The organism is Campylobacter troglodytis (assembly GCF_006864425.1).
Lineage (GTDB): Bacteria > Campylobacterota > Campylobacteria > Campylobacterales > Campylobacteraceae > Campylobacter_D > Campylobacter_D troglodytis.
The window spans coordinates 1-20626 of sequence record NZ_QHLI01000050.1 but is presented as its reverse complement, the minus strand read 5'-3'; the positions used below and the strand labels follow the sequence as shown (position 1 = coordinate 20626).

Here is a 20626-nt window from a genome sequence, read left to right as displayed (position 1 = left end):
ATTCAAAGAAAGCAAGGCCTCTTTATACGCTTTAATAGAAGATGATACAGTCACTTGTCCTCACGGAGGCAAGGTCTTACTTAGATCAAATAAGGGCAAACATTTTGCCTCAAAGGGAGTGCCTTTGATCCTAGAATCTGATTATCTTGGCTCAAAAATAAAAGGCTGTGCTAATAATATAGCAGGGCTTAGCTATCCTTGCACTACTGTTGTAAGCGTGAAAAATGCTTGTTCTACAAAAAAGCTTAATAATGAGCTTGTCATCTTGCAAGATTTAGTTAGCAACTCCCTTACAGACAAGGGCTTTGCCTTAAAATGTGTCTCTAAGCCAAATAAATTCATATTTAATCATAGCCTTTTGAATTTAAAAGATAAAGCAGGGCTTAAGGATGATCTTTCTTCTTTATTTAATGCAAGATTGAGACTTCATTATAAAAGCGATGCAAGACAAAGGGATAATTTGCCCTTGTATAGACTAAGCTTAAATGATAAATTGCTTGATAAGGGCAAAGAAGATGAGCCTTTTAGTTTTTTGAATTTAGAACTAGACAAGGAGCTTTTAGATCTAAAAGATGAATTTTTTGACAAGGATGAAGATATAAGCTGTGCAAAAGAAGAAAACAAAGCCTCAATAAAATTAAACACAAAAGACTTAAAAGACTTAAAAGATTTAAAAGACTTAAAAGACTTAAAAGACTTAAAAGACTTAGAGCTTAAAACCCTTAAAACACAAAACAACAAAGATACCAAAACACAAAATAACAAGGACAAGAATTTAAGCTTACAAGATCTAAAAAGCGAGTTTAAAAAGGATACACTCTTTAAGGGATTAAGGCTTAAAATAGATACAAATCTTGTTTATATCTGCCTTATCATCCCTCAAACTTTGCCTAAGATCTATCAAAAAGCCTATAAAAGCTGCGAAGATAAGGACTATGGCATAGGAGAGTTTAAGCAAATTTATTCTCACACAAGGGCTTTAAGAGAGGACGAACTTAAAGATAAAACACCCATTTATACTAAATATCTCTTTGTTTTTATCACTCCTTATAAGGCAAAAAAAATAAGACTTGATCTTGCCTTGGGTGTAGATGAATACATAAGAAAAGAAGATGAAAAAGAATACAAAAGAGTAAGAGAGCTTATAGTGGTAAATGGCTATGCTAATTGATAATCTAGCTACACTTAAAGCAAAGATAAAAGAGCTTTTAAGGGATAAAAATATCAAAAAAATAGATCTTATTTGTGCTGATTTTTATCTCTTGCATACAATTTTAATGGCGAAAGATGAGATCCTTGAAGGCTTTGACAAAAGCATTTTTAAGGAGCTTTTGGATGAATTTTTTAAGCTCTTAGACACAAATGATAGGCTTGAGATTTGTATTCACACTCTTGGGGCTATAAGCGAGGAAATGAATATTAGTGATCTGCAAGAAGATAAAACTAGCTATATACTTAGTGCTTTAAGATCTAAGCTTATAAAAGAAGATGAGGCAAAAGGAATTAGAGGCATTAGGCTTATAAATTATAAGCCTAATAATATCTTTGTAAGCTTTTTATCTTCTTTAAGGCTTTATTTTAAAGAAGAAAGAAACAAAGACATAGAAAGCATAAGTGAGCTTTTAGAGGCACTTGGGGACGAGAAGCTTACAAGCAAGTATTTAGACAGCACAACAAAAAAAAGCACAAAAGGAAAGCTTATAAGCTTAATGCAAGAGCATAAAGAGCTAATTAAAGCACAAATAGATCTCATACAAGAAAATCAGATCTTTGATGAGCTTATTAAAGAGGAGCTTAAAGAAGGCTTTGAACAAAGCTTTAAAGCTCTTTTGGAATACATAAATGAATTTGCTAAGGATAATGAAGGTTATAAGGTGCTTACAAGCACCTTAATAATAAGCTTAATGTCTATATTTATGGGAGGCTTTGTGGGATTTGTTGGTGTAAGCTTTGCTACACTAGACTTGGTGCTTACGCAAATGAAAAACAAGCAAGTATTTTTAAACCCCTTGCTTGAATTCTTAGTGAGTGAATTTGCTATCTTTGCTAAGCATATCAACACCAAGCTTTTAAGCTCAGCCTTGATAGTGCAAAAAGATAAGCAAAGATCTTTGCTTGATCTATCTTGTTTGTGTATGGGTGAAAATTTATCTTTTTACTCCTCAAATTTAGCCTATGTAGCAAAACTTGATGAGAGTTTTGATATAGAAAACTTTTTTAAGCAAGCTAAAATTAAAATAAATTCACAAATAACAAACAAAGCATCACGAGAAAAACAAGCCTTTGAGCTTAACTCAAATTTTAAGCTAAGCCTTCAAAATAGCCTCAAAGCCTATGTCAAAGAACAAGTAAATAAATTCAATCACTTTGCCTATATACAAGCTCCTCATTTTAACTCCTCTGAGCTTGCCTTGCTGTTTTCAGATAAAAACAATAAAACAGCAAGTGCTATGAGTAAAAACTATCTTTTAATTACAAATACTCCTAACAAATACAACGCCAAGCTAACATGGCTTTTAACAGAACAAATTACTAATAATAAAATAATAGCTAAGCATAGAACAAAAAACAAGGCTTTTAGCTTTGATGTAGGCAAAAAAAGTTATGATAGCGCAAGAGATTATAGTAATTTTAGGATAGATATAGAGGATAAAGATGACAAGCCTTATGTATTGCAGCTTTGCTTATTTCAAAGAATGTCAAAACAAGATTACGAAAGGCAAAAAGAAGAGTTTAAAGAATTTAAAAGTGAATGTGAAAAACTGTCATCTTTGATGAATATGGCAAATTATTTAGAAAGCTCCTCAGATCCTGATGCAGCTTTTGGATACGACACAGCACATAAGCTAATACAAGATAAAAAAGAAGCCCTTAATAAAAAATTTGCAAAGAAAGAATTTTCCTTGCCTTATATATCAAGTCATTTTAAGCAAAACGCAGACAAAGAGGATATTATAATTAGAGAAAAAGAAATTATCAAAGAATATCTTGGCTTAATTGAAAGGTTTTTATTTGAAAATATAACTTTGCCAAAAATCAAAAAATCAAAAGCTTTTATAAAGCCTAATTATCGCCTATTTGAATGTTTTATCATCTCTTATAGCATGTATCATATAGCTTGTAAATTTCCAAGCGTGAATTTAAAGACAAAAAGCTGTTTTGTGAATATATTAGAGCTTATAAATAGCTTTTTCTTAGATGGACTTGATTTAGCCTCTGTTAAATCATACTCTATGTATGAGTGTATAGAATATGACGGTTCTAAGTTTTATATGTATTTAAGTAATTTTACCCTTGCTAACACAGATAAAAAAAGCACTTCCTTTATACAAAATACACTCAATGCCTTTTATCAAGGTCTTGGCTTTAAAAATCAAAGCCTTTATGAAGAGTTAAAAAAAGACCTAGAAGAGCCTTTGTATTCTTTTGAAAAAGATCTCATAGGACTTCAAATAGAGCCTCAAACAATACAAAAATTTCAAGAAGAAACGAAACGGTTACAAAATTTAGAAGAGCTTCTAAGGCTTTCTTTTTTTAAGATACTAGCTTCTATCTTTCCTTTTATGAATTTTTTTATAGATGAGGAGCTTAAAAATTATGAACATTGCTTTAAAATATTTACCCTCTTACTTACAGAAGGACTTGATAGGACTTTTTTGAACGAACTAGGCTTGTTTCATCTTCTCAAGCATAAAATACACCCAGATAAAAGTTTTATTAAGATAAGCATAAATGATGAGCTTTTAAAAGCAAAAGGCTCTAAGAGACTTTTTTTAAAGCTTGATTTAATACACACTCAAAAACAAAAAGCTCTTTTTGAAAAAAAACAAGCCCTAATCATAGATAAAATAAACGACATAGCAACAGTAAATAAAATTTCACATCAAGCAGCCAAAACAAGGCTCATAAATGAATTATATACAAGGGGTGAAATTCAAGTAGGCAAAGAAAGACTTACAAAAAATGATGCAAAATTACTCAAAAATATGTCCTTTTATCATAGCAATAAGCATCAAAGGGCTATGATAGGACATATACAACTTAAAAATATACTTTTTGAGGCAAAAAAATTTCACAAAGAAAAAATTCATTTGCAAGTTAAAGCAAATTTCATAGAAACTCTTGTCTCTTTGAGCTTGGATCTGGCTTTAGAATTAATTTTTCCAAGTACTTATGAGGCTATGCAAAAAGAGTATGAAAAAATTATACACAAGTTTTATACCTTTAAATACGATGCGCCATTAGCTGTGGAAAAAGAAGATTATGTGTATTATCCTATGAGGATTGATGATAAAACTATGAGCTTTGATTTTAAGGATATGATTTATGGTTTAGAGCTTTGCACTGGGGTTTTATCCTCTCATTTAAGCCTAGTATATAATCTTTACTATGAAGATTCAAGAGAAAACAAAGAATTTGCATTAAGAAGGCTTCTTTCTTATTTAATAATAGATGAAAAAAGAGGAGCAAGAAGCAAGGATGAGATTAAAGAGCCTAAAAATTTTATAAGCGATGAGGAATTTTTTAGCCAAGGCTATAAAAATATAGACATAGAGCATTGCAGCATATATCAACTAGAAACAACAAGTCCTTTATATAAGGAGTTTAGGACAAGGGAAAAAGAAAATGGATTTCGTGCTACCATCACAGCTCCTATAAGATTATATAACGAGGCTTTAAGCATACTTGAAGACTATGCAAATAATTATTTTACAAATACCCTAAATTCACAAAATAAATATGTGTTTGACAAAAGAAAGGCAAGAAGACTTATAAAAGCTTTGGATCTCATAGGGCAAAATAATCTTAAAGCCTTATATATTAAAGAAAGCAATTTAGAGCATAAATATTTAAAAAAACTAAGACAAACAAAGGCTAATGAAAAAATGCAGACCTTAAATAAATACAACACAAAGCAAGGATCTAAAAAGATCATACAAAAAAGCAAAGTTATAAAAAAAGCACTTGATAAGACAGATCTGAACTTAGAAGAATACTCAGTTAAAATTCCAACCAAACTCATAGGAAGATTAGCTACTACCATCATAATCGAAGATGGTTTGTATCTAGGATAAAACAAGCTTGATTAAATTTAGGCTCAATTAAACTTAGGTGCAAGATACTTTAATAGGATTTTGGCTTATCAATTTTAATAAAATTTGATAAAGATTTTGCCCTAAAATTTTGCCACCATATCTACATTTTGTTTCTTCTAAATGAAGGATAAAATTTTCTTTTAAATTCCACGAAATTTAGCAAGTTTTAATTTTGCAAATTCCTACTACGCAGTTACAAGACGCGAATGCTAAGTAAAAAAATTCACAGTTGCATTGATATGATTTAGGGAGTGTGCAAATTCATTTTCACTATTTTTTACTCAGTTTCATTTTCACTATTTTTTACTCAGTAATGAGCTTTTGTTCCGCAAAGTTACAAGGTGGGCGGCACGAAGTAAAACATACTTTAAAATTCCTTAAATTTCTTTTGAGACAATTTGGAAATGAAGCATATACTTATTTTTCATCCTTACAATCATAGCTTAAAGCTCCTTTGTTAGAGTTTAAGTTATTTTAAGCCTTAAAGTCAAAAGGCTTTTTTATAAAAAAGCACTTTTTTATATTTAATGTGTTAAGCATCTTAAAGCCCTTTGTCGCACTAAGTGTTGCGAAGTATCTCTCAGACAATTTTGTCATATTAAGCCGATTAAAAAATCACAACGAGCCCTTGCAAAGTAAAAAATCAGCAAAAAAAGACAGTTAAGTTAAAATTAATAAACAAGAATTTGTTCTTAGTGTGAATTTAGTTAAAAAGCTAAGCCTTTATCACACAGCAAAATCCCAAAAAACAAGCCATTTTTAAAAGGCTACTCCTTACAAAGCCCAGCCTCAATGAGAAAAATGGAAGGCTTGTAATTCATCTTTTTTATCCTATCATACCTTGCATAGCTTAGATAAAGGGTGTTTTTTGCACGAGTAACTGCTACATAAAAAAGCCTTCTTTCTTCTTCAAGACTACCTCCCATAGCCATTAGTTTTTTATTTGGGAAACGATCTTGTGCTAAATCTATAATGAAAACAAGCTCAAATTCAAGTCCCTTGCTAGCGTGAATGCTAAGCAAATTTACGCCCTTGCCACTGCTTAGCTCATTTGCACCAAGGGTTAAGAAATTGTAGTATTTATTAGGATCGCTGTAATCCTTGCTAAGCTCTTTAAGAAGTTCTATTTTTCTTGAAATTTTCTCTAAGCTCTCCTCTTTTCTTTGTAGATCCACCTTCAAAGTAGCCCTATTTATAGCCCTTTTGGTAGCCAAAAGATCACAAATTTCTTTGAAATATTCATTTTTCAAAACGCATTCTATTAATTCGCTTAAAGTTCTAAGCTTATTAGCTTCTTTTATGAAAAAATAAAGCCTTTCTAAATTCCTAGCTCCCATTTCATTTAACTTTGATAATGCTAGGATAGGATGTGAGTTAAACTCGCTTTGAAGCTTGAAACGAGAGCTGCTTGAAAGCAATTCAAGATCATTAAAAAGCCCTAGTTGGTGATTTTTTTTGCGACTTTTTTGTAAATTCACAGTTTTATCAGGATCCAAAAAGCCCCTAATTAAATCATCATGTCCAAGCCTTAAAAAGCTATCAAAAAGCTCCTTTGAAAAGGTAGATCCTATGCCCGGGGAGTGTTCAAGTAGATTCATAAAAGCCATTAGATCCTTTGGATTTATGATGAGTGCTAGCATAGCACAAAAGGCACGCACTTCAAGGCTGTCAAAAAAGCTCACGCTTTCCTTTCTCACACTTGCAATTCCTACTTCTTTTAAGGCTAGCTCAATGCCATCAGCGCTTGAGTTGTTACGAAAGATAACTGCTATATTTTCAGCACTTACCCCACTATCTCGCACCAGCTTTGCTATGTGAGCGTATTGTTCTAGGTTTTCATTAAAGCTAAGTAGCTGTGGGGGGGCAAATTCACCCATTCTAGTAACTATGAGTTCTTTTGGATAAAGCCTTTCGTTGTTTAAGATAACCTTATTTGCAAGGGCTAGTATGCTTTTTGAGGAGCGGTAGTTTTGAGTTAGGGTGTGAATTTTTGCGTTTTTAAAGCGGTCCTTAAAAGAGCCTATAATGCCTATGTCAGCACCGTTAAAGGCATAAATACTTTGATCATAATCCCCCACACAAAAAAGACTCTTGCTCTTAAAAGCCTCAATTAAAGAGCCTTGCAAAGCATTTGTGTCTTGATACTCATCGACTAAAATTTCAGCAAATTCAAGCTCCCTATTTGCTAGCTCAGCTTTTAATTTGATTAATAAATCATTAAAATCCACATAATTAAACCTATCCTTTTCCTCCTCCCACTCACGCAAAATATCCTCGTAAATTTCAACATAAACTCCTTGTTCCTTGTGCTTTTTGACAAAATATTCTATGAAATTATCCTCATTTAAATTACGAAAAAGTGAGTAGGTATCGTAAAGATAGCTTGGTGTAAAGGGAGTAAGCTCACTTAAATGATGAAATGTGCGCTTCTCATAAACGCTTTTAAGCAAGGATTTAAGCTCCTTTATGGGTTTAAGGATTATGTTTTTGTTAAAAGAACGAAGCAAACCGTAAGCTGTGCTATGAAAGGTGCCTGCTATTATGTGTCTTGTAAGCTTCTTGTCAAAATGGGCATTTAAACGGTCTATCATCTCTTTACTTGCCTTGTTTGTAAAGGTTAGAAGCATTATTTTTTGAGGATCAACCCCACTTTTTAGCAAATAAGCTATCCTTGCTACTATGGTCGAGGTCTTTCCTGTGCCTGCACTTGCGATGATGAGATTGTGTCCTAGCTCTGCTGTGGCAGCACTGTGCTGTTCTTTGTTTAGTCTTGAAAGTGGCATTTTGTCCTTTGTGAATTTTAGTCATTTTTAAACATTTAAGATATTAAATTTAAGCCTTTTGGCTTGAATTTAAATTTGAATTTAAACTTAAATTTAATGTTTAATTTTCTTGTGCTTAAATTTATTTTGCATTTTATCTTTAAATTTAGCCTCTTGCTTGAGCTGTAAATTTAATTTAACGCTTTAAAATTCAAGGCTTTGAATTTAAAAACCTTGAATTTAAACTTAAATAAGATCTTTAAAGTTAAACGCAACTATCTTGCAAGCTTTAAGGCTAAAAGCTAAATTCAAGCCAAAAATTAAAATCCAGTTAAGCCAAAGCAAAATTATAAAAAATTTTTGCTTAAATTTTGCCTTGTTTTATAGTATAATTTTATCACAGTTCTTAATAGGATTCTTATGAAAAACTTTGGCAAACTTATGCTAGTGCTTCTTATTGTCGTAGCTCTTTTAGCCTCTGCTATGATTTATATGCTAATAAATTCAAAGCCAAAGGATATAAGCTTTTCTGATGAAAATCTCAGCCACAACGAGCAAATTTCCACTTCAAACATAGATAAAAAAGAAGCTCAAAGCACAAAGGCACAAAAAGAAGAAATTAGCCCACAAAGCCCCATCAAAGAAGTAGCACAAGGCACTCTAAGAGGAGAATACACCGCCCTTTTAGCAAGAGCCAAAAAGGACACAGACCTAAGTAGGACGCGATATACAGCCTATATACTTGATAACAAGGCTTTAAATTCAAAGGAAAAAGAGCTTATCAAGGATATTATTAGCACCCTTTCAAGGCGGGGTGGGTATTTAAACTATGCCCTTTTTATTGATAGGGGTAATTCTAATGAGCTTAAGCTTTATCTTTTCAATGAAAACTTGCTTGATAATGATAAATGGCAGGATCTTGGGCTTTTCTTGCCTCATCTTTGGTTTAAATTCAACCAAAGCACTATGCAAAGCATAAAAAACAGCTTTCACATAAAAAGGCTAAAAAAAGAAATCTCAGGCTACAAGGTACATTCTTTAATGCTAAAAGGACACACAGATGAGCTTGGAAGCTCTTTTTATAATTCCATGCTTGGCTTAAAAAGAACAGCAGCTGTGGCTAGTGAATTTTTAAGGATCACAGCTAAGATCACTATGCAATCTTATGGCAAAAATATGCCTCTTAGTAAGGGCTTAAAAGAAAAGGATCGCTATAAAAACCGCAGGGTAGAGGCTAGCTTTGACTAGCTTAAAATTAGGACAAGTTTGAATTTTGATAAATCAAAAAGCTTTTTTCTAATAAAAGTAATATTTTTAGATAATATTTGACCTTTAGTATAACTTAGAACTCTCGTAAAATCTCACAAGCTGAAAACAAATTAAAAATTCACGCAAAATGTGAATTTTTAAGCCTCATCGCCACAAAATACTAAAAATGACAAAGCAATGCCTTTTTAAAACAAGCTTTCACAAACAAGTTTTAATCAAAATTAAAAAAAGCTTAAATTTACAAAAAAATGCTATATTTATGCCTTCACACATAAGAAATTCAAGTTTTAAGGCAAAAGATGCAAGATAATAAAAAAGAAGGCAGTTTTAAGCAAGAAGAGAACACAAAGGATCTTTATGATAAGAGCATAGAGAGGCATTATTATGAGCTTTGCGAGAGTAGGGGATATTTTGAGATTAATAGCAACAAAAACTTACAAGATTTAAAAAAACATTCCACAAAAAACAAGGACATTGAAAGCTTTTGCATAATGATGCCCCCTCCCAATGTAACAGGGGTTTTACACATAGGACACGCGCTGACTTTTACATTGCAAGATATAATGGTGCGTTATAAGAGGATGGATGGCTACCGCGTTTTATATCAGCCCGGGCTAGATCACGCAGGAATTGCCACTCAAAATGTGGTAGAAAAACAACTTCTATCTCAAGGAAAAAGCAAAGAGGAGCTTGGAAGGGCTGAGTTTATAAAACTTGCCTGGAAGTGGAAGGAAAAATGCGAGGGCAATATACTAGGGCAAATGAGAGCTCTTGGCATTACGCCTGCTTGGAGTAGGCTTCGCTTTACTATGGATGAGGGGCTTGCAAGTGCTGTGAGAAAAGCCTTTGTGAGCTTGTATGAAAAGGGGCTAATCTTTCGTGCTAATAAGATGATAAATTGGTGCACTCACGATGGGGCATTAAGTGATATTGAGGTGCAGCACGAGGAAAATTCAGGCAAACTTTACTATCTTCGTTACTTTTTAAAGGATAGCAAGGATTTTTTAGTGGTGGCTACAACCCGTCCTGAGACCTATTTTGGCGACACAGCCGTGATGATAAATCCTAACGATGAGCGTTACAAGCACTTAGTTGGCAAAAAAATCATCTTGCCCCTTGTAAATAAAGAGCTAGAAATCATAGCCGATGAGTATGTAGATATGAGCTTTGGAACGGGCGTTGTCAAAGTAACCCCAGCCCACGATACAAACGACTATGAGGTGGGCTTACGCCATAATTTGGAGTTTTTAAAAATCTTTGATGAAAAGGGCATTTTAAATGAACATTGCCTTGAATTTAAGGGGCTTGAAAGGCTCGAAGCACGCGAAAAAATAGTAGCAAGGCTTGAAAATTCAGGCTTTGTGGAAAAAATAGAGGATTACACAAATCAAGTAGGCTATTGCTACCGCTGTGGAAATGTCGTTGAGCCTTACATTTCAAAGCAGTGGTTTGTAAGCAAGGACATAGCAAAGGAAAGCATTGAGAGGGTAAATGCGGGGCAAATGCACTTTTTCCCAAGCCACTGGATAAACTCTTATAATGCGTGGATGAGGGATTTGCGTGAGTGGTGCATTTCACGTCAGCTTTGGTGGGGGCATCAAATTCCTGTTTATTACTGCGAGTGTGGGGCTGAATTTGCTAGCGAAAACGAGCCTTTAAAATGCCTTAAGTGTGGGGGCGTGAATTTTAAGCAAGATGAGGATGTGCTTGATACTTGGTTTAGCTCTGGGCTTTACGCACACAGCACGCTTGGCTGGGGAAATAACAAGTGGGGCAAGGATAGGCTGTGGAATGAGAGCGATTTGAAGGACTTTTATCCAAATTCTTTGCTAATTACAGGCTTTGACATACTCTTTTTTTGGGTAGCTAGAATGCTCTTTCAAAGCACAAATGCCCTAAATGCCTTGCCTTTCAAGCAGGTGTATTTGCACGCACTCGTAAAAGACGAAAAGGGCGAAAAGATGAGTAAGTCAAAGGGCAATGTCATCGACCCCTTGGCTAGTATAAATGAGCACAGTGCTGATATATTAAGATTTACCCTTGCCTTACTTGCCGTGCAAGGCAGAGACATAAGGCTTAGTCAGGATAAATTTATGCAGGTTAGAAATTTCACAAACAAGCTTTATAACGCCCATAAATACTTGCTTTTAAACGAAAAATCCTTTGCAAACCTTGATGAGATTGAAATTAAAAGCGAGCTTGGCAAGTATATGCAAAGTAGGCTAAATCTTTGCATTCAAACCGTGCGTGAAAATTTGGCAAACTACCGCTTTAATGACGCAGCAAATACCCTTTACCGCTTCTTTTGGGATGAGTTTTGCGACTGGGGGATAGAGCTAAGCAAGGCTGAAAAAGCCTCTGTGAAAGAACTTGGAAGCATATTCAAAGAAGGCTTAAAGCTCTTAAATCCATTTATGCCCTTTATTAGCGAGTTTCTTTACCACGAGCTAAGCGGCACTAAGCTTGAAAATAGCGAGAGCATTATGATTTCAGCCTACCCTGAATTTAAAAAAAGGGATTTAGAGCTTGAGGGCTTTTTTGAGCTAATAACCGAAGCCATAGTAAGCATTCGTAGGGCAAAAACCCTTGTAGAGCTTGGAAATTCAAGGATTTCAAAGGCTTTCATAAAGCTAAACGACACTAGCAAAGTGGCGAAATTCAAATCTTACACGCATTTTATCAGCAAACTTGCCAAAAGTGAGAGCATAGAATTCATAGCTGAGAATTTAAGCAAGGCAAGTGCTGATGTAAGTGAAAATTTAAAGGTCTTTGTGCCGCTTGAAAGCGTTGATTTAAGCGGGGTTTTGGCTAGATTAGAGGCTCAAAAAATAAAGCTAAACAAAGAAAAAACAAAGCTTGAAAATATGCTAAATAACGAAAAATTCATCTCAAACGCTCCAAAAGAAGTAATCTTGCAAAATAAAACTGCACTTGAAAGCTTGAATTTACAGCTAACAAAAATAGATGAAGAGTTAAAAAATCTCAAAGGCTAAATATGATAAAAATTGAAAAGCTAAAAAAATTCTACGGCAAGGAACTGGTAATCAATGAGGTGAGCCTTGAGGTAAAACAGGGCGAGATTTTTGCCATCGTTGGACACAGCGGGGCTGGTAAATCCACGCTTTTACGCTGCATTAACGCACTTGAAAGCTATCAAGCAGGCTCTTTGAGGGTCTTTGATGAGGAAATTTCAGCCCTTGCAAGGCATCCTAAAAGATTAAGGGATTTGCGAAAGAACATAGGTATGATTTTTCAGCATTTTGCGCTGATGAGCCGCAAAAATGCCTTTGAAAATGTGGCTATGCCCTTGCACACTCATGGCTTTTCAAAGGTTGAGATTAAAGAAAGGGTAAATGAGCTTTTAGAGCTTGTGGGGCTTAAAGACAAGGCAAATGCCTATCCAAACGAGCTTAGCGGAGGGCAAAAGCAAAGAGTTGCCATCGCAAGGGCTTTAGCACTTCGTCCAAAAATTTTACTCAGCGATGAGGCTACCTCTGCACTTGATCCAAACACCACAAAGAACATACTTGAGCTTATCTCACGCATAAACAAAGAGCTTAAAATCACCGTCGTGCTTGTAACTCACGAGATGGAGGTTGTAAAAGAAATCGCTCAAAGGGCTGTGCTACTTGAAAAGGGGCAAATCATAGGTAGCGGAGCCATACACGAGCTTTTCTTAAAGCCAAATGAAAAGATGCGTGAATTTTTAGGAGAAAGCGACTTTTTGCCTGAAAGCGGGGTGAATATCAAGCTTTATTTTCCAAAAGAAGTGGCACAAAAAAGCCTTATCACGCAAATGGCGAGAAGCTTAAATGTCGATTTTAACATAGTCTGGGGCAAGATAGAAAAGCTAAATGGCATAGCACTAGGAAATCTTGTCATAAATGTAGATGAAAAGGACAAAGAAAGAGTGCTTGAATTTATCGACAAAAACGGCGTTTTGTGGGAGGTAGCGGAGTGAGTTTGGGTGTTGAGTTTTTAAAATTTTGTGAGCTTTGAATTTTGCGTGTGGTTTTTGAACTTGAGGCTTGAAATTTAGGTGTTTTGTGAATTTTTAAGCAAAATTGCGTGAATTTTTGAAAAACTTCGCAAGAAATTCAAGGCAAATTTAGCCATAAAACTCGCATTTTAAAAGTATCAAGCCACTTCAATGCTTGATTTAAGCATACTTTCCACGCTTAAATGGCAATTTAAATTCTCCCACTCAATCCCCGTGCCATCGCAGATGAAGTGCCATTTTTCAAGCTCTGCAAGGGGTGCGTCTTTTAACTCTTTATACCATTTTAGTGGCGTTTGTATGATGCGTTCATCTTGCAAAAGCACCACCAAATAGCCATTTTCAAAGCCTACGCTTTTAGCCTTGACTAAAATACTCATCCCATTTCCTTTCAAACTCCGCTCTGTGCGACTTTATAACGTCTAGCACAAAGGCTAAATCCTTGCTTTTAAAGCTACTAAATTCCACACGCAAATCCTACAAATTCACCTTTGCAAATGCCTCGCCTTTCACCGCGTGGATATGCTTTGGCTCGTGTTCGTTTGAGTAAAAGAAAAACTTAAAACCATCTATTTGCAAGAGCGTAGGCATATTTTCTTTCCATTTTTGTTTCAAAATTTATTTCAAAAACGCCAAATTATAGCACATTTTGCTGAATTTTTTTTGTGAATTTTTGAGTGAAAATTCACAAAATTGCGTGAATTTTTCTAAAACTTAACATAAATTTTGTAGAATTTATACTTTCTAAAATAAAATTTCGCATAAAAAGGACAAAAAAGGACAAAAAATGCTCGAAAACATACTAAACAATTTCGCTGAAATTCTCTACCCCGCCCTGCTTGAAACGCTTTATATGAGCCTTGTTTCGACATTTTTGGGTTTTTTGCTCGCCATTATCCCCGGCGTACTGCTTGTCATTTGGGACAAAAATGGACTTTGCGAGAACCCACTAGCCTACAACACGCTTGATTTTTTCGTAAATATCGTCCGTTCATTCCCATTTATCATACTCATCATCGTCCTAATGCCACTTACCCGCCTCATCGTAGGCACGAGCATAGGCACGAGTGCTACCATCGTCCCTCTAACCCTTGGCATAGCACCCTTTCTTGCAAAGATGATAGAGGCTGCTCTTAAAGAGGTGGATTTTAGTCTAATAGAGGCTGCAAAAAGTTATGGTGCAAGCAACGCTCAAATCATATTTAGAGTGATGTTTGTCGAGTCCTTGCCAAGCCTCATCAACGGCATAACGCTCACGCTCATCATAGTGGTGGGCTTTTCAGCGATGGCAGGCACCGTGGGCGGCGGTGGGCTGGGCGATGTGGCGATTCGCTATGGGTATGAGCGCTTTCAAACAGGCATTATGGTGCAAACTGTCATCGTCTTGCTAATTTTGGTACAAATCATTCAAATAATAGGCAATGTCCTATATAAGCTTACTAAGAAATGAGACAAACTTTAAAGAATGTTTTAAAAATCATTTGAATTTGACTTTTTTAAAATGCTAATTTATAAACAAAGGCTCATAATTTTAAGCTAAATTTAAAAGAAGTTTGCCTCGTATAAAAAAGCTTGAATTTATCCTAAATTTAGCTTCTTTTTTATGAAACTTATCAAAAAGGCTTAATTTAACCTAAGCTCTAATACAATAGCTTTAAGTTATGATTTATAAGGTAAAAAACAAAAGTCTGTTGCCGAATTATCTCAAAAGAAATTTAGGAAATTTTGAAGTATTTTTTTGCTTCGTTTCGTCTTGCAACTTTGCAAGAAACCTTGATATTAAAGCTTTTAAAATTTTAAAAATCACTCACATTTCAGAGCTTACTCTATAAAGAATCTTTAAACAAACTAGAATCTTAATCACAACAGAATGTGAAAATATTTCAAAAAGGTGAAATAGATATTGTTGATAGTTATTTTTTGCTTCGTTTCATCTTGCAACTGCGTAGTAGAAGGAGCAAAGTTATAGGGTAAAACACTCTAAAAATGAGTTTGCAAATGGCAAAATCACATTCTGCCCTGCAGTGCCTTTTTTGAAGCTATGTGGTAGGCTTTTGCGAGGCTTTAGCCTATCCGCTACGCAGCGAAAATACCTAAATCGAAAATTTCTGAGGTTTTACTAAACATAGCTTAGCTAAATTTAAAGGAATTAAATAGGGCAATTTTATGCTTCATTTAAAAGAAACTGAATTTAGATCTAATGCCAAAATTAAGCAACAAGATTTATATAAAATCTTGCTAAAAATGATAAGAAATCAAGTGATTAAGTTAAATTGAGCCATCAAAAACGCTTAATTTTAATGGCCGAATTAAATTTAATAGGATTTTGACTTATCAGTTTTAATAAATTTTGAAATTTTATCCTAAATTTGTTTGACTCAAGACAACTTAAGCGGATTTTGGCTTATCAACTTAATTAAATTTTGATAAATATTTTGTCCTAAAATTTTTAGATCTAAATTCTGTTTTTTTAAACGAGGGACAAAATTTTTAGCCTTTAAATTTAGCAAGTTTAAATTTCTCAAACTTCTATTACGCAGTTGCAAGAGTGTGAAGTAAAAAAATTCATAATCTCATTGATATGATTTTGCGAGTTTGCAAACTCATTTGCACTGTGTTTTACAAAATCTTGTGCCTTTGTTCCTTCTTGCAAGCTTGCAAGAAGGGCAACGAAATAAAAACTTTGGCTACCAGCTTCACCCACATATTCAACGCACTTTGCAATCCCATTTTGTTACGCAGTTACAAGCCTAGCGTTGCAAAAAATAACTATCACCCTCTTCAATCTCAGCGCTCATTTTAGAAAGCTTTTTACATTCTTTCAGGGTTAAAATGTGAATTTCTTTGAAAATTTTACACGAACTTTGATGAGGAATTTGACAAAGATCAGCTATTTTTTGAGCCTCTAAATCAAGGATTTCTTGCAAAGGGACGAGTTGCAAGAAGAAGTAAAAAATACTTCAAAATTCCTTAAATTATATCTTAGAAATTCTAAAACGGATTTTTATGTTTGGCTCAAGACAACTTAAGCAGATTTTGTATTATCAACTTTAATAAATTTTGATAAATATTTTGTCTCAAAATTTTCACCTTAATTTTGTTTCTTTTAAATGAAGTATAAAATTTCTAATTCCTTTAAACTTGCTTAATCTATGCAAAGCCTCAGAAATTCTCAATGCCATTTATATGATTTGTGCCTTTTGCAAACTCATTTTTCCTGTGTTTTACTCTATAACTTTGCTTTGCAAAGTAAGGGGCAAAGCGAAGCAAAAAATCAACCAAACCATCATAAATAGCCAAGCACTAAAATTCCATCTTCCTCATACCGCTTAAATCCCACAGAAAAGAGCTTCTTAGCCAAGCAAGTTTTTATAAGCTAAGTATGAACTTGCCCATTTCGTTTTAGCATACCTTTTACTACGCAGTTACAATAGCACGAAGTAAAAACATAGGTGTTTTCAGCCCCACGTCCACGCTTAGTTCGCATTCTTTTTGCACCTTCTACTACACAGTTGCAAGACGAAACGAAGCAAAAAATAACTCTCAGCTATTTCATCTTGCATTTTTGAATTTTTTCACATTCTTTGGAGATTAAAATTCTAATATTTTTGATTATTTTATTGATGCTTTGGCAAGAATTGTTGCTTAATTTTGCCATTTTGGAGGCTTTAATATTTTGCATTTTTAATTACTTTAATATCAATGTTTCTTGCAAAGAAACAAGAGGCTTAACGAAGCAAAAAAATACTTTACAATTTTTTAAATTTAGCCTCTGAAATTTTGAAACGATTGATATACTTGTTTTTCATCGCTGTAATCATAACTTAAAGCTTATTTGTTTGAGTTTAAGTTGTCTTGAGCCTTATGTTTTATATGACCTAGCTTAAAAACACTTTGGTTTAAGTTTAATTGAGCCATTTTAATTTACTTTGAAGTGGCATTTAAATTCAGCCTTGAATTTAAACACTAGGATCTAAGCTTAATTTTAAACAAAAATTCAAAGAAAATTCACTAAAATTCAAGCCTAATTTAGAAAGATTGAAAGCTAAAAATGAAAGAAAAGATTTATTTTAAAACCTTTGGATGCCGCACAAATATCTATGACAGTGAGCTTTTAAAGAACTATGTGAAAGATTATGAGCTTACAGATGATGAAAGCTTGGCTTCAGTTGTTGTTGTGAATTCTTGCACTGTTACAAATGGGGCTGACAGTGGGGTTCGCTCTTATATAAAATCCTTGCAAAATAAAGGGGTTCGTGTTGTTTTAACAGGCTGTGGGGCTATGAGTAGGGGCAAAGAGCTTTTTGAAAAGGGAGCTGTTTTTGGGGTTTTAGGAGCAAGTGTCAAGCATAGGATAAATGAGCTTTTAAGCTCAAAGCATAAATTCTACGAGCTGGGAGATTTAAACTCCTTTATCGACAAGGACATAGTTACTCGTTTTAGGGATCATACAAAGGCCTTTGTAAAGGTGCAAGAGGGTTGTGATTATAACTGCTCTTATTGCATCATACCTCAGGTGCGTGGCAAATCTCGCTCAATGCCTCAAAACAAGCTTATAGAACAGATCAGGCTCCTAGCAAACAACGGATATAGCGAATTTGTGCTAACAGGCACAAATATAGGCAGTTACGGACTTAAAGAAGGCAGCAGCCTTGGCAGACTTTTACAAGCCCTTGGGATTATAAAGGGAGTTAAGCGAATTAGACTTGGTAGCTTAGAACCAGCTCAGATCGATGAGAGCTTTAAGGAGATCCTAAATGAGCCTTGGCTAGAAAGGCATTTACACATAGCCTTGCAGCATACAAGCGAAAAGATGCTAAGGCTTATGAGGCGCCGTTCTCACACAAAGGATGATTTGGCTTTGTTTGAGCTTTTGCGTAGCAAGAATTTTGCACTAGGAACGGATTTTATAGTAGCACATCCTGGAGAAAGTGTGGAAATTTGGGCTGAGGCTTTGGAAAATTTTAAAAATTTTAAGCTAACTCATTTGCACGGCTTTGTATTTTCGCCAAGGACAGGCACCCACTCAGCTTCTATGAAAAATGAGCTTAGAGGTGATCTTGCAAAAAGCAGATTAAATGCCCTAAAAGACATAGTTAGGCAAAATAATATGGAGTTTAGAAAGGCACAAAGAAGCTTAACCGTGCTTGTAGAAAGCTTTAAAGATGGCTTTTACGAGGGCTATGATCAGTTTTATAATAAGATAAAAATTAAAAGCAAGAAGGATTTAAAAAAGCAGTGGGTTGAAATTGATGATTATGAGCTAAGAGATACTTATAATCTAGCTGAATTTTAAGGGTATGCTTTTATGATCATGCTTTAAAATAGAGTGAATTTTATCTACTGTGTTTTTAAATGCAAGGTTATTAATGCCAATTTAAAAGCAAGTATAAAAGAACTCTTTTGCGAATTGCCTCTAGCCTTGTCAATGAGTAAAACAAGTTCAAGTAGACTGTGAATTTTTAGTCTTTTCCTTGCAGACACAAGAGGCTTTATAGAGTATAAATTAAGTTTAGGCTCAATTAAATTTAAATTAAAGGATTTTTAAGCTAAGTCCTATGATAAACAAAGGTTCGTTTCCTAATTTCGCCAAATGTAATGTAGGGAAATTTTGAAGTATTTTTTACTTATTTTTGCAACTCGTCCCTTTACAAGAAATCCTTGATTTAGAGGCAAAAAACATTCAACTTTGTAAAATGACTCGTGCTTGTGTGAATGTAATTGTGTAAAAGTTTTAATAGTCAAAGAGTGTTAGAAAATCAGCAAGATGAGTGGTGAGCTTGAAGTTGATGAGAGTTATTTCGGTACACAAAGTGTGTGTGGCAAGCGTGGGCTGAAAAGACACCTGTGTTTTTACTTCGTGCTATGTGTCTTGCAACTCTGCGAGAAGGTATGCTAAAACGCTAGGTTAGCGTTTATATGTAGGTCATCAAACACTGCTTGGCAAAAGAGCTACTGCCTATCATAAGAGACTTGGCTAAGCTTAACGAGTGTGAAATTTACAGCGATTGCTTCAAGGCTTATGATGGTTTGGTAGATTTTTTACTTCTCTAGGCCCCTCCCTTTGCGGAGTAAAGGTACATTATATAGTAAAACACGCTAAAAGCTAGTTTGCAAATGGGCGAAACTACATTAACATAATGTAAAATTTCTGGGGCCTTGCTAAATTTAGACTTGCCAAATTTTATGGCTGAAATTTTTATCCTTCATTTAAAAGAAATAGAATTTAGAAACAATATGAAAAATTTAGGACAAAATTCTCATCAAAATTTATTAAAGTTGATAAGAGAAAATTTTGTTAAGTTTAATTGAGCCAAAATAAGCAAAACAAGTTAAAGCGAACTCTGAATTTTAGTATTTTCCGTGCAGATGCAAGAGGCTTTACAAAGTATAAATTAGGCGATTGATACTTTTAGCTAAAATGACCTAGGATTTTTCCTAATCAATTTTAACAAAATTTTATACAAATTTTCATTCTTAACTTTTACATTAGTTCGAAATTCACTCTCTTTCAAATGAAGGTAGAAAAATTCTCTTTTAATGCCGTGAAACTGACTTAATCTAGCCTTTGTAAGGTCCCCAGAAATTCACAATTTCGTTGATATGATTTCGTCCGTTTGCAAATTCGTTTTTAAAGTGTTTTACCCTATAATGTGCCTTTGCTCCTTCTTGCAAAGTTGCAAGACAAAACGAAGCAAAAAATCCACCAAGGCACCGTAGGATTTTAATCCATCGCTGTAAATTTCACTTTCTTCAAGCTCTGAAAAGTCCTTTATAATCGGTAATAGCTCTTTTGCAGAGCAAGTGTTTGAGCGTATAAACTCGTGCGATTGCGTTTTAACATACCGAACACAGGCGTTTTCTTGCTAGCTCCACGCCCACGCTTGCCACGCACACCACCGAAGTAGCTCTCACCCTCTTCGATTTCACTGCTGAGATTTTTTCGCACTCTTTTGCAATTAAAAGCTTGCTGCACTATCCTATTAACACAAGGGCGAGAAACCTTGCAAAGAGGGCGATTTTGCTCACGCAAATATCAGCACAAAAGCACTCCAAAATTGATTAAATTTCCGCTTTCAAATGTAGGGCAAAAATATATACTTATTTAACATCGATTTTACCAATCTTTCAGCCGTAATTATATCAGCTAAAAGTATCAATCGCCTATTTTAAAGCCACAAATTATCTTTTGCAAAAGCCTTAAATACTCCATCAACCCCCCCCTTACCTCGTAAATTCAAGCTTTCTTAGCATATTTTTGCTCCAACCCTCAATGGCATCTGGATAGATCCTTTGCAAAAGCTCTACAAAGGTGTCTTTGTTGTCATAATATAGCTCAAAATAGATCTTTCCTTTAATTGAGGGCAAGAGCTTAGCTCTATTAAAACCAAGCCATAGATAGTCCTTATGCATAGCCATTGGAGGAGGCACACTTGCTTTGAAGGGCTGTGGCTTTTCTTTGTTGGGGGATTTAAAGCTTAACTCCTCAAATCTTTTATCAA

General features: G+C 34.5%; 11 protein-coding genes and 6 pseudogenes. 9 read left to right on the top strand and 8 right to left on the bottom strand.

The features are described from left to right. Window positions 1–1171 (top strand): hypothetical protein (locus DMC01_RS13655; RefSeq protein ID WP_185908855.1); only part of this gene is annotated, 1171 nt, incomplete at its 5' end. Next, window positions 1155–5075: a hypothetical protein gene (locus DMC01_RS09760; RefSeq protein ID WP_142694040.1), complete on the top strand. Its 3921-nt coding sequence runs from the start codon at window positions 1155–1157 to the stop codon at window positions 5073–5075. The genes DMC01_RS13655 and DMC01_RS09760, both read left to right, overlap by 17 nt. 788 nt (window positions 5076–5863) lie before the next feature. On the opposite strand, the gene DMC01_RS09755 is transcribed toward DMC01_RS09760, so the two are convergent. After that, entirely contained in the window at window positions 5864–7879 is a 2016-nt protein-coding gene (locus DMC01_RS09755) for an ATP-dependent helicase (RefSeq protein ID WP_142694039.1), read from the bottom strand. Window positions 7880–8278: 399 nt separating this feature from the next. Between DMC01_RS09755 and DMC01_RS09750 the strand changes: the two genes are divergently transcribed. From DMC01_RS09750 to DMC01_RS09740, 3 genes are all read left to right on the top strand, one after another. Next, entirely contained in the window at window positions 8279–9106 is an 828-nt protein-coding gene (locus tag DMC01_RS09750; protein WP_142694038.1) for an OmpA family protein, read from the top strand. Window positions 9107–9426: 320 nt separating this feature from the next. Continuing rightward, window positions 9427–12120, top strand: coding sequence for a valine--tRNA ligase (locus DMC01_RS09745; protein ID WP_142694037.1), 2694 nt, complete (start codon window positions 9427–9429; stop codon window positions 12118–12120). Window positions 12121–12122: 2 nt separating this feature from the next. Next, window positions 12123–13088 carry a methionine ABC transporter ATP-binding protein gene (locus tag DMC01_RS09740; RefSeq protein ID WP_142694036.1) on the top strand — a complete coding sequence of 322 codons (966 nt, stop codon included), beginning with the start codon at window positions 12123–12125 and terminating at the stop codon, window positions 13086–13088. 176 nt (window positions 13089–13264) lie between these two features. On the opposite strand, the gene DMC01_RS09735 is transcribed toward DMC01_RS09740, so the two are convergent. Together DMC01_RS09735 and DMC01_RS14510 are read right to left on the bottom strand one after the other, a co-directional pair. Beyond that, window positions 13265–13504, bottom strand: coding sequence for a DUF2442 domain-containing protein (locus DMC01_RS09735; protein WP_142694035.1), 240 nt, complete (start codon window positions 13502–13504; stop codon window positions 13265–13267). Window positions 13505–13601: 97 nt separating this feature from the next. Continuing rightward, on the bottom strand, window positions 13602–13715 hold the full coding sequence (locus DMC01_RS14510) for a DUF4160 domain-containing protein (RefSeq protein WP_221887150.1): 114 nt from the start codon (window positions 13713–13715) through the stop codon (window positions 13602–13604). A gap of 217 nt (window positions 13716–13932) precedes the next feature. On the opposite strand from DMC01_RS14510, the pseudogene DMC01_RS09725 reads away from it, so the two are divergent. Together DMC01_RS09725 and DMC01_RS16720 are read left to right on the top strand one after the other, a co-directional pair. Continuing rightward, window positions 13933–14568, top strand: a pseudogene (locus DMC01_RS09725) (methionine ABC transporter permease); the annotation flags it as partial. Window positions 14569–15088: 520 nt separating this feature from the next. Next, window positions 15089–15401, top strand: a pseudogene (locus tag DMC01_RS16720) (hypothetical protein); the annotation flags it as partial. Between the two features lie 244 nt (window positions 15402–15645). On the opposite strand, the gene DMC01_RS09720 reads toward DMC01_RS16720, so the two are convergent. The 3 genes and pseudogenes from DMC01_RS09720 to DMC01_RS16715 all read right to left on the bottom strand — a co-directional run. Further along, the gene (locus DMC01_RS09720) at window positions 15646–15828 is read right to left on the bottom strand and encodes a hypothetical protein (RefSeq protein WP_142694033.1); all 183 of its coding nucleotides are present in this window, start codon (window positions 15826–15828) and stop codon (window positions 15646–15648) included. 46 nt (window positions 15829–15874) lie between these two features. Beyond that, complete coding sequence (locus tag DMC01_RS13650; RefSeq protein WP_185908854.1) at window positions 15875–16051, bottom strand: hypothetical protein; 177 nt, start codon at window positions 16049–16051, stop codon at window positions 15875–15877. 159 nt (window positions 16052–16210) lie between these two features. Beyond that, window positions 16211–16415: pseudogene (locus DMC01_RS16715) on the bottom strand (hypothetical protein); the annotation flags it as partial. A 760-nt stretch (window positions 16416–17175) separates the two neighbouring features. On the opposite strand from DMC01_RS16715, the gene mtaB reads away from it, so the two are divergent. Next, a complete protein-coding gene (gene mtaB, locus DMC01_RS09715; protein ID WP_142694032.1) occupies window positions 17176–18420 on the top strand; it encodes a tRNA (N(6)-L-threonylcarbamoyladenosine(37)-C(2))-methylthiotransferase MtaB in 1245 nt (414 codons plus the stop codon). A gap of 429 nt (window positions 18421–18849) precedes the next feature. Then, window positions 18850–19436: pseudogene (locus DMC01_RS16710) on the top strand (hypothetical protein); the annotation flags it as partial. 104 nt (window positions 19437–19540) lie between these two features. On the opposite strand, the pseudogene DMC01_RS16705 reads toward DMC01_RS16710, so the two are convergent. Beyond that, window positions 19541–20236 (bottom strand): annotated as a pseudogene (locus tag DMC01_RS16705) (IS1595 family transposase). 112 nt (window positions 20237–20348) lie between these two features. Next, window positions 20349–20626, bottom strand: a pseudogene (locus tag DMC01_RS13640) (hypothetical protein); the annotation flags it as partial.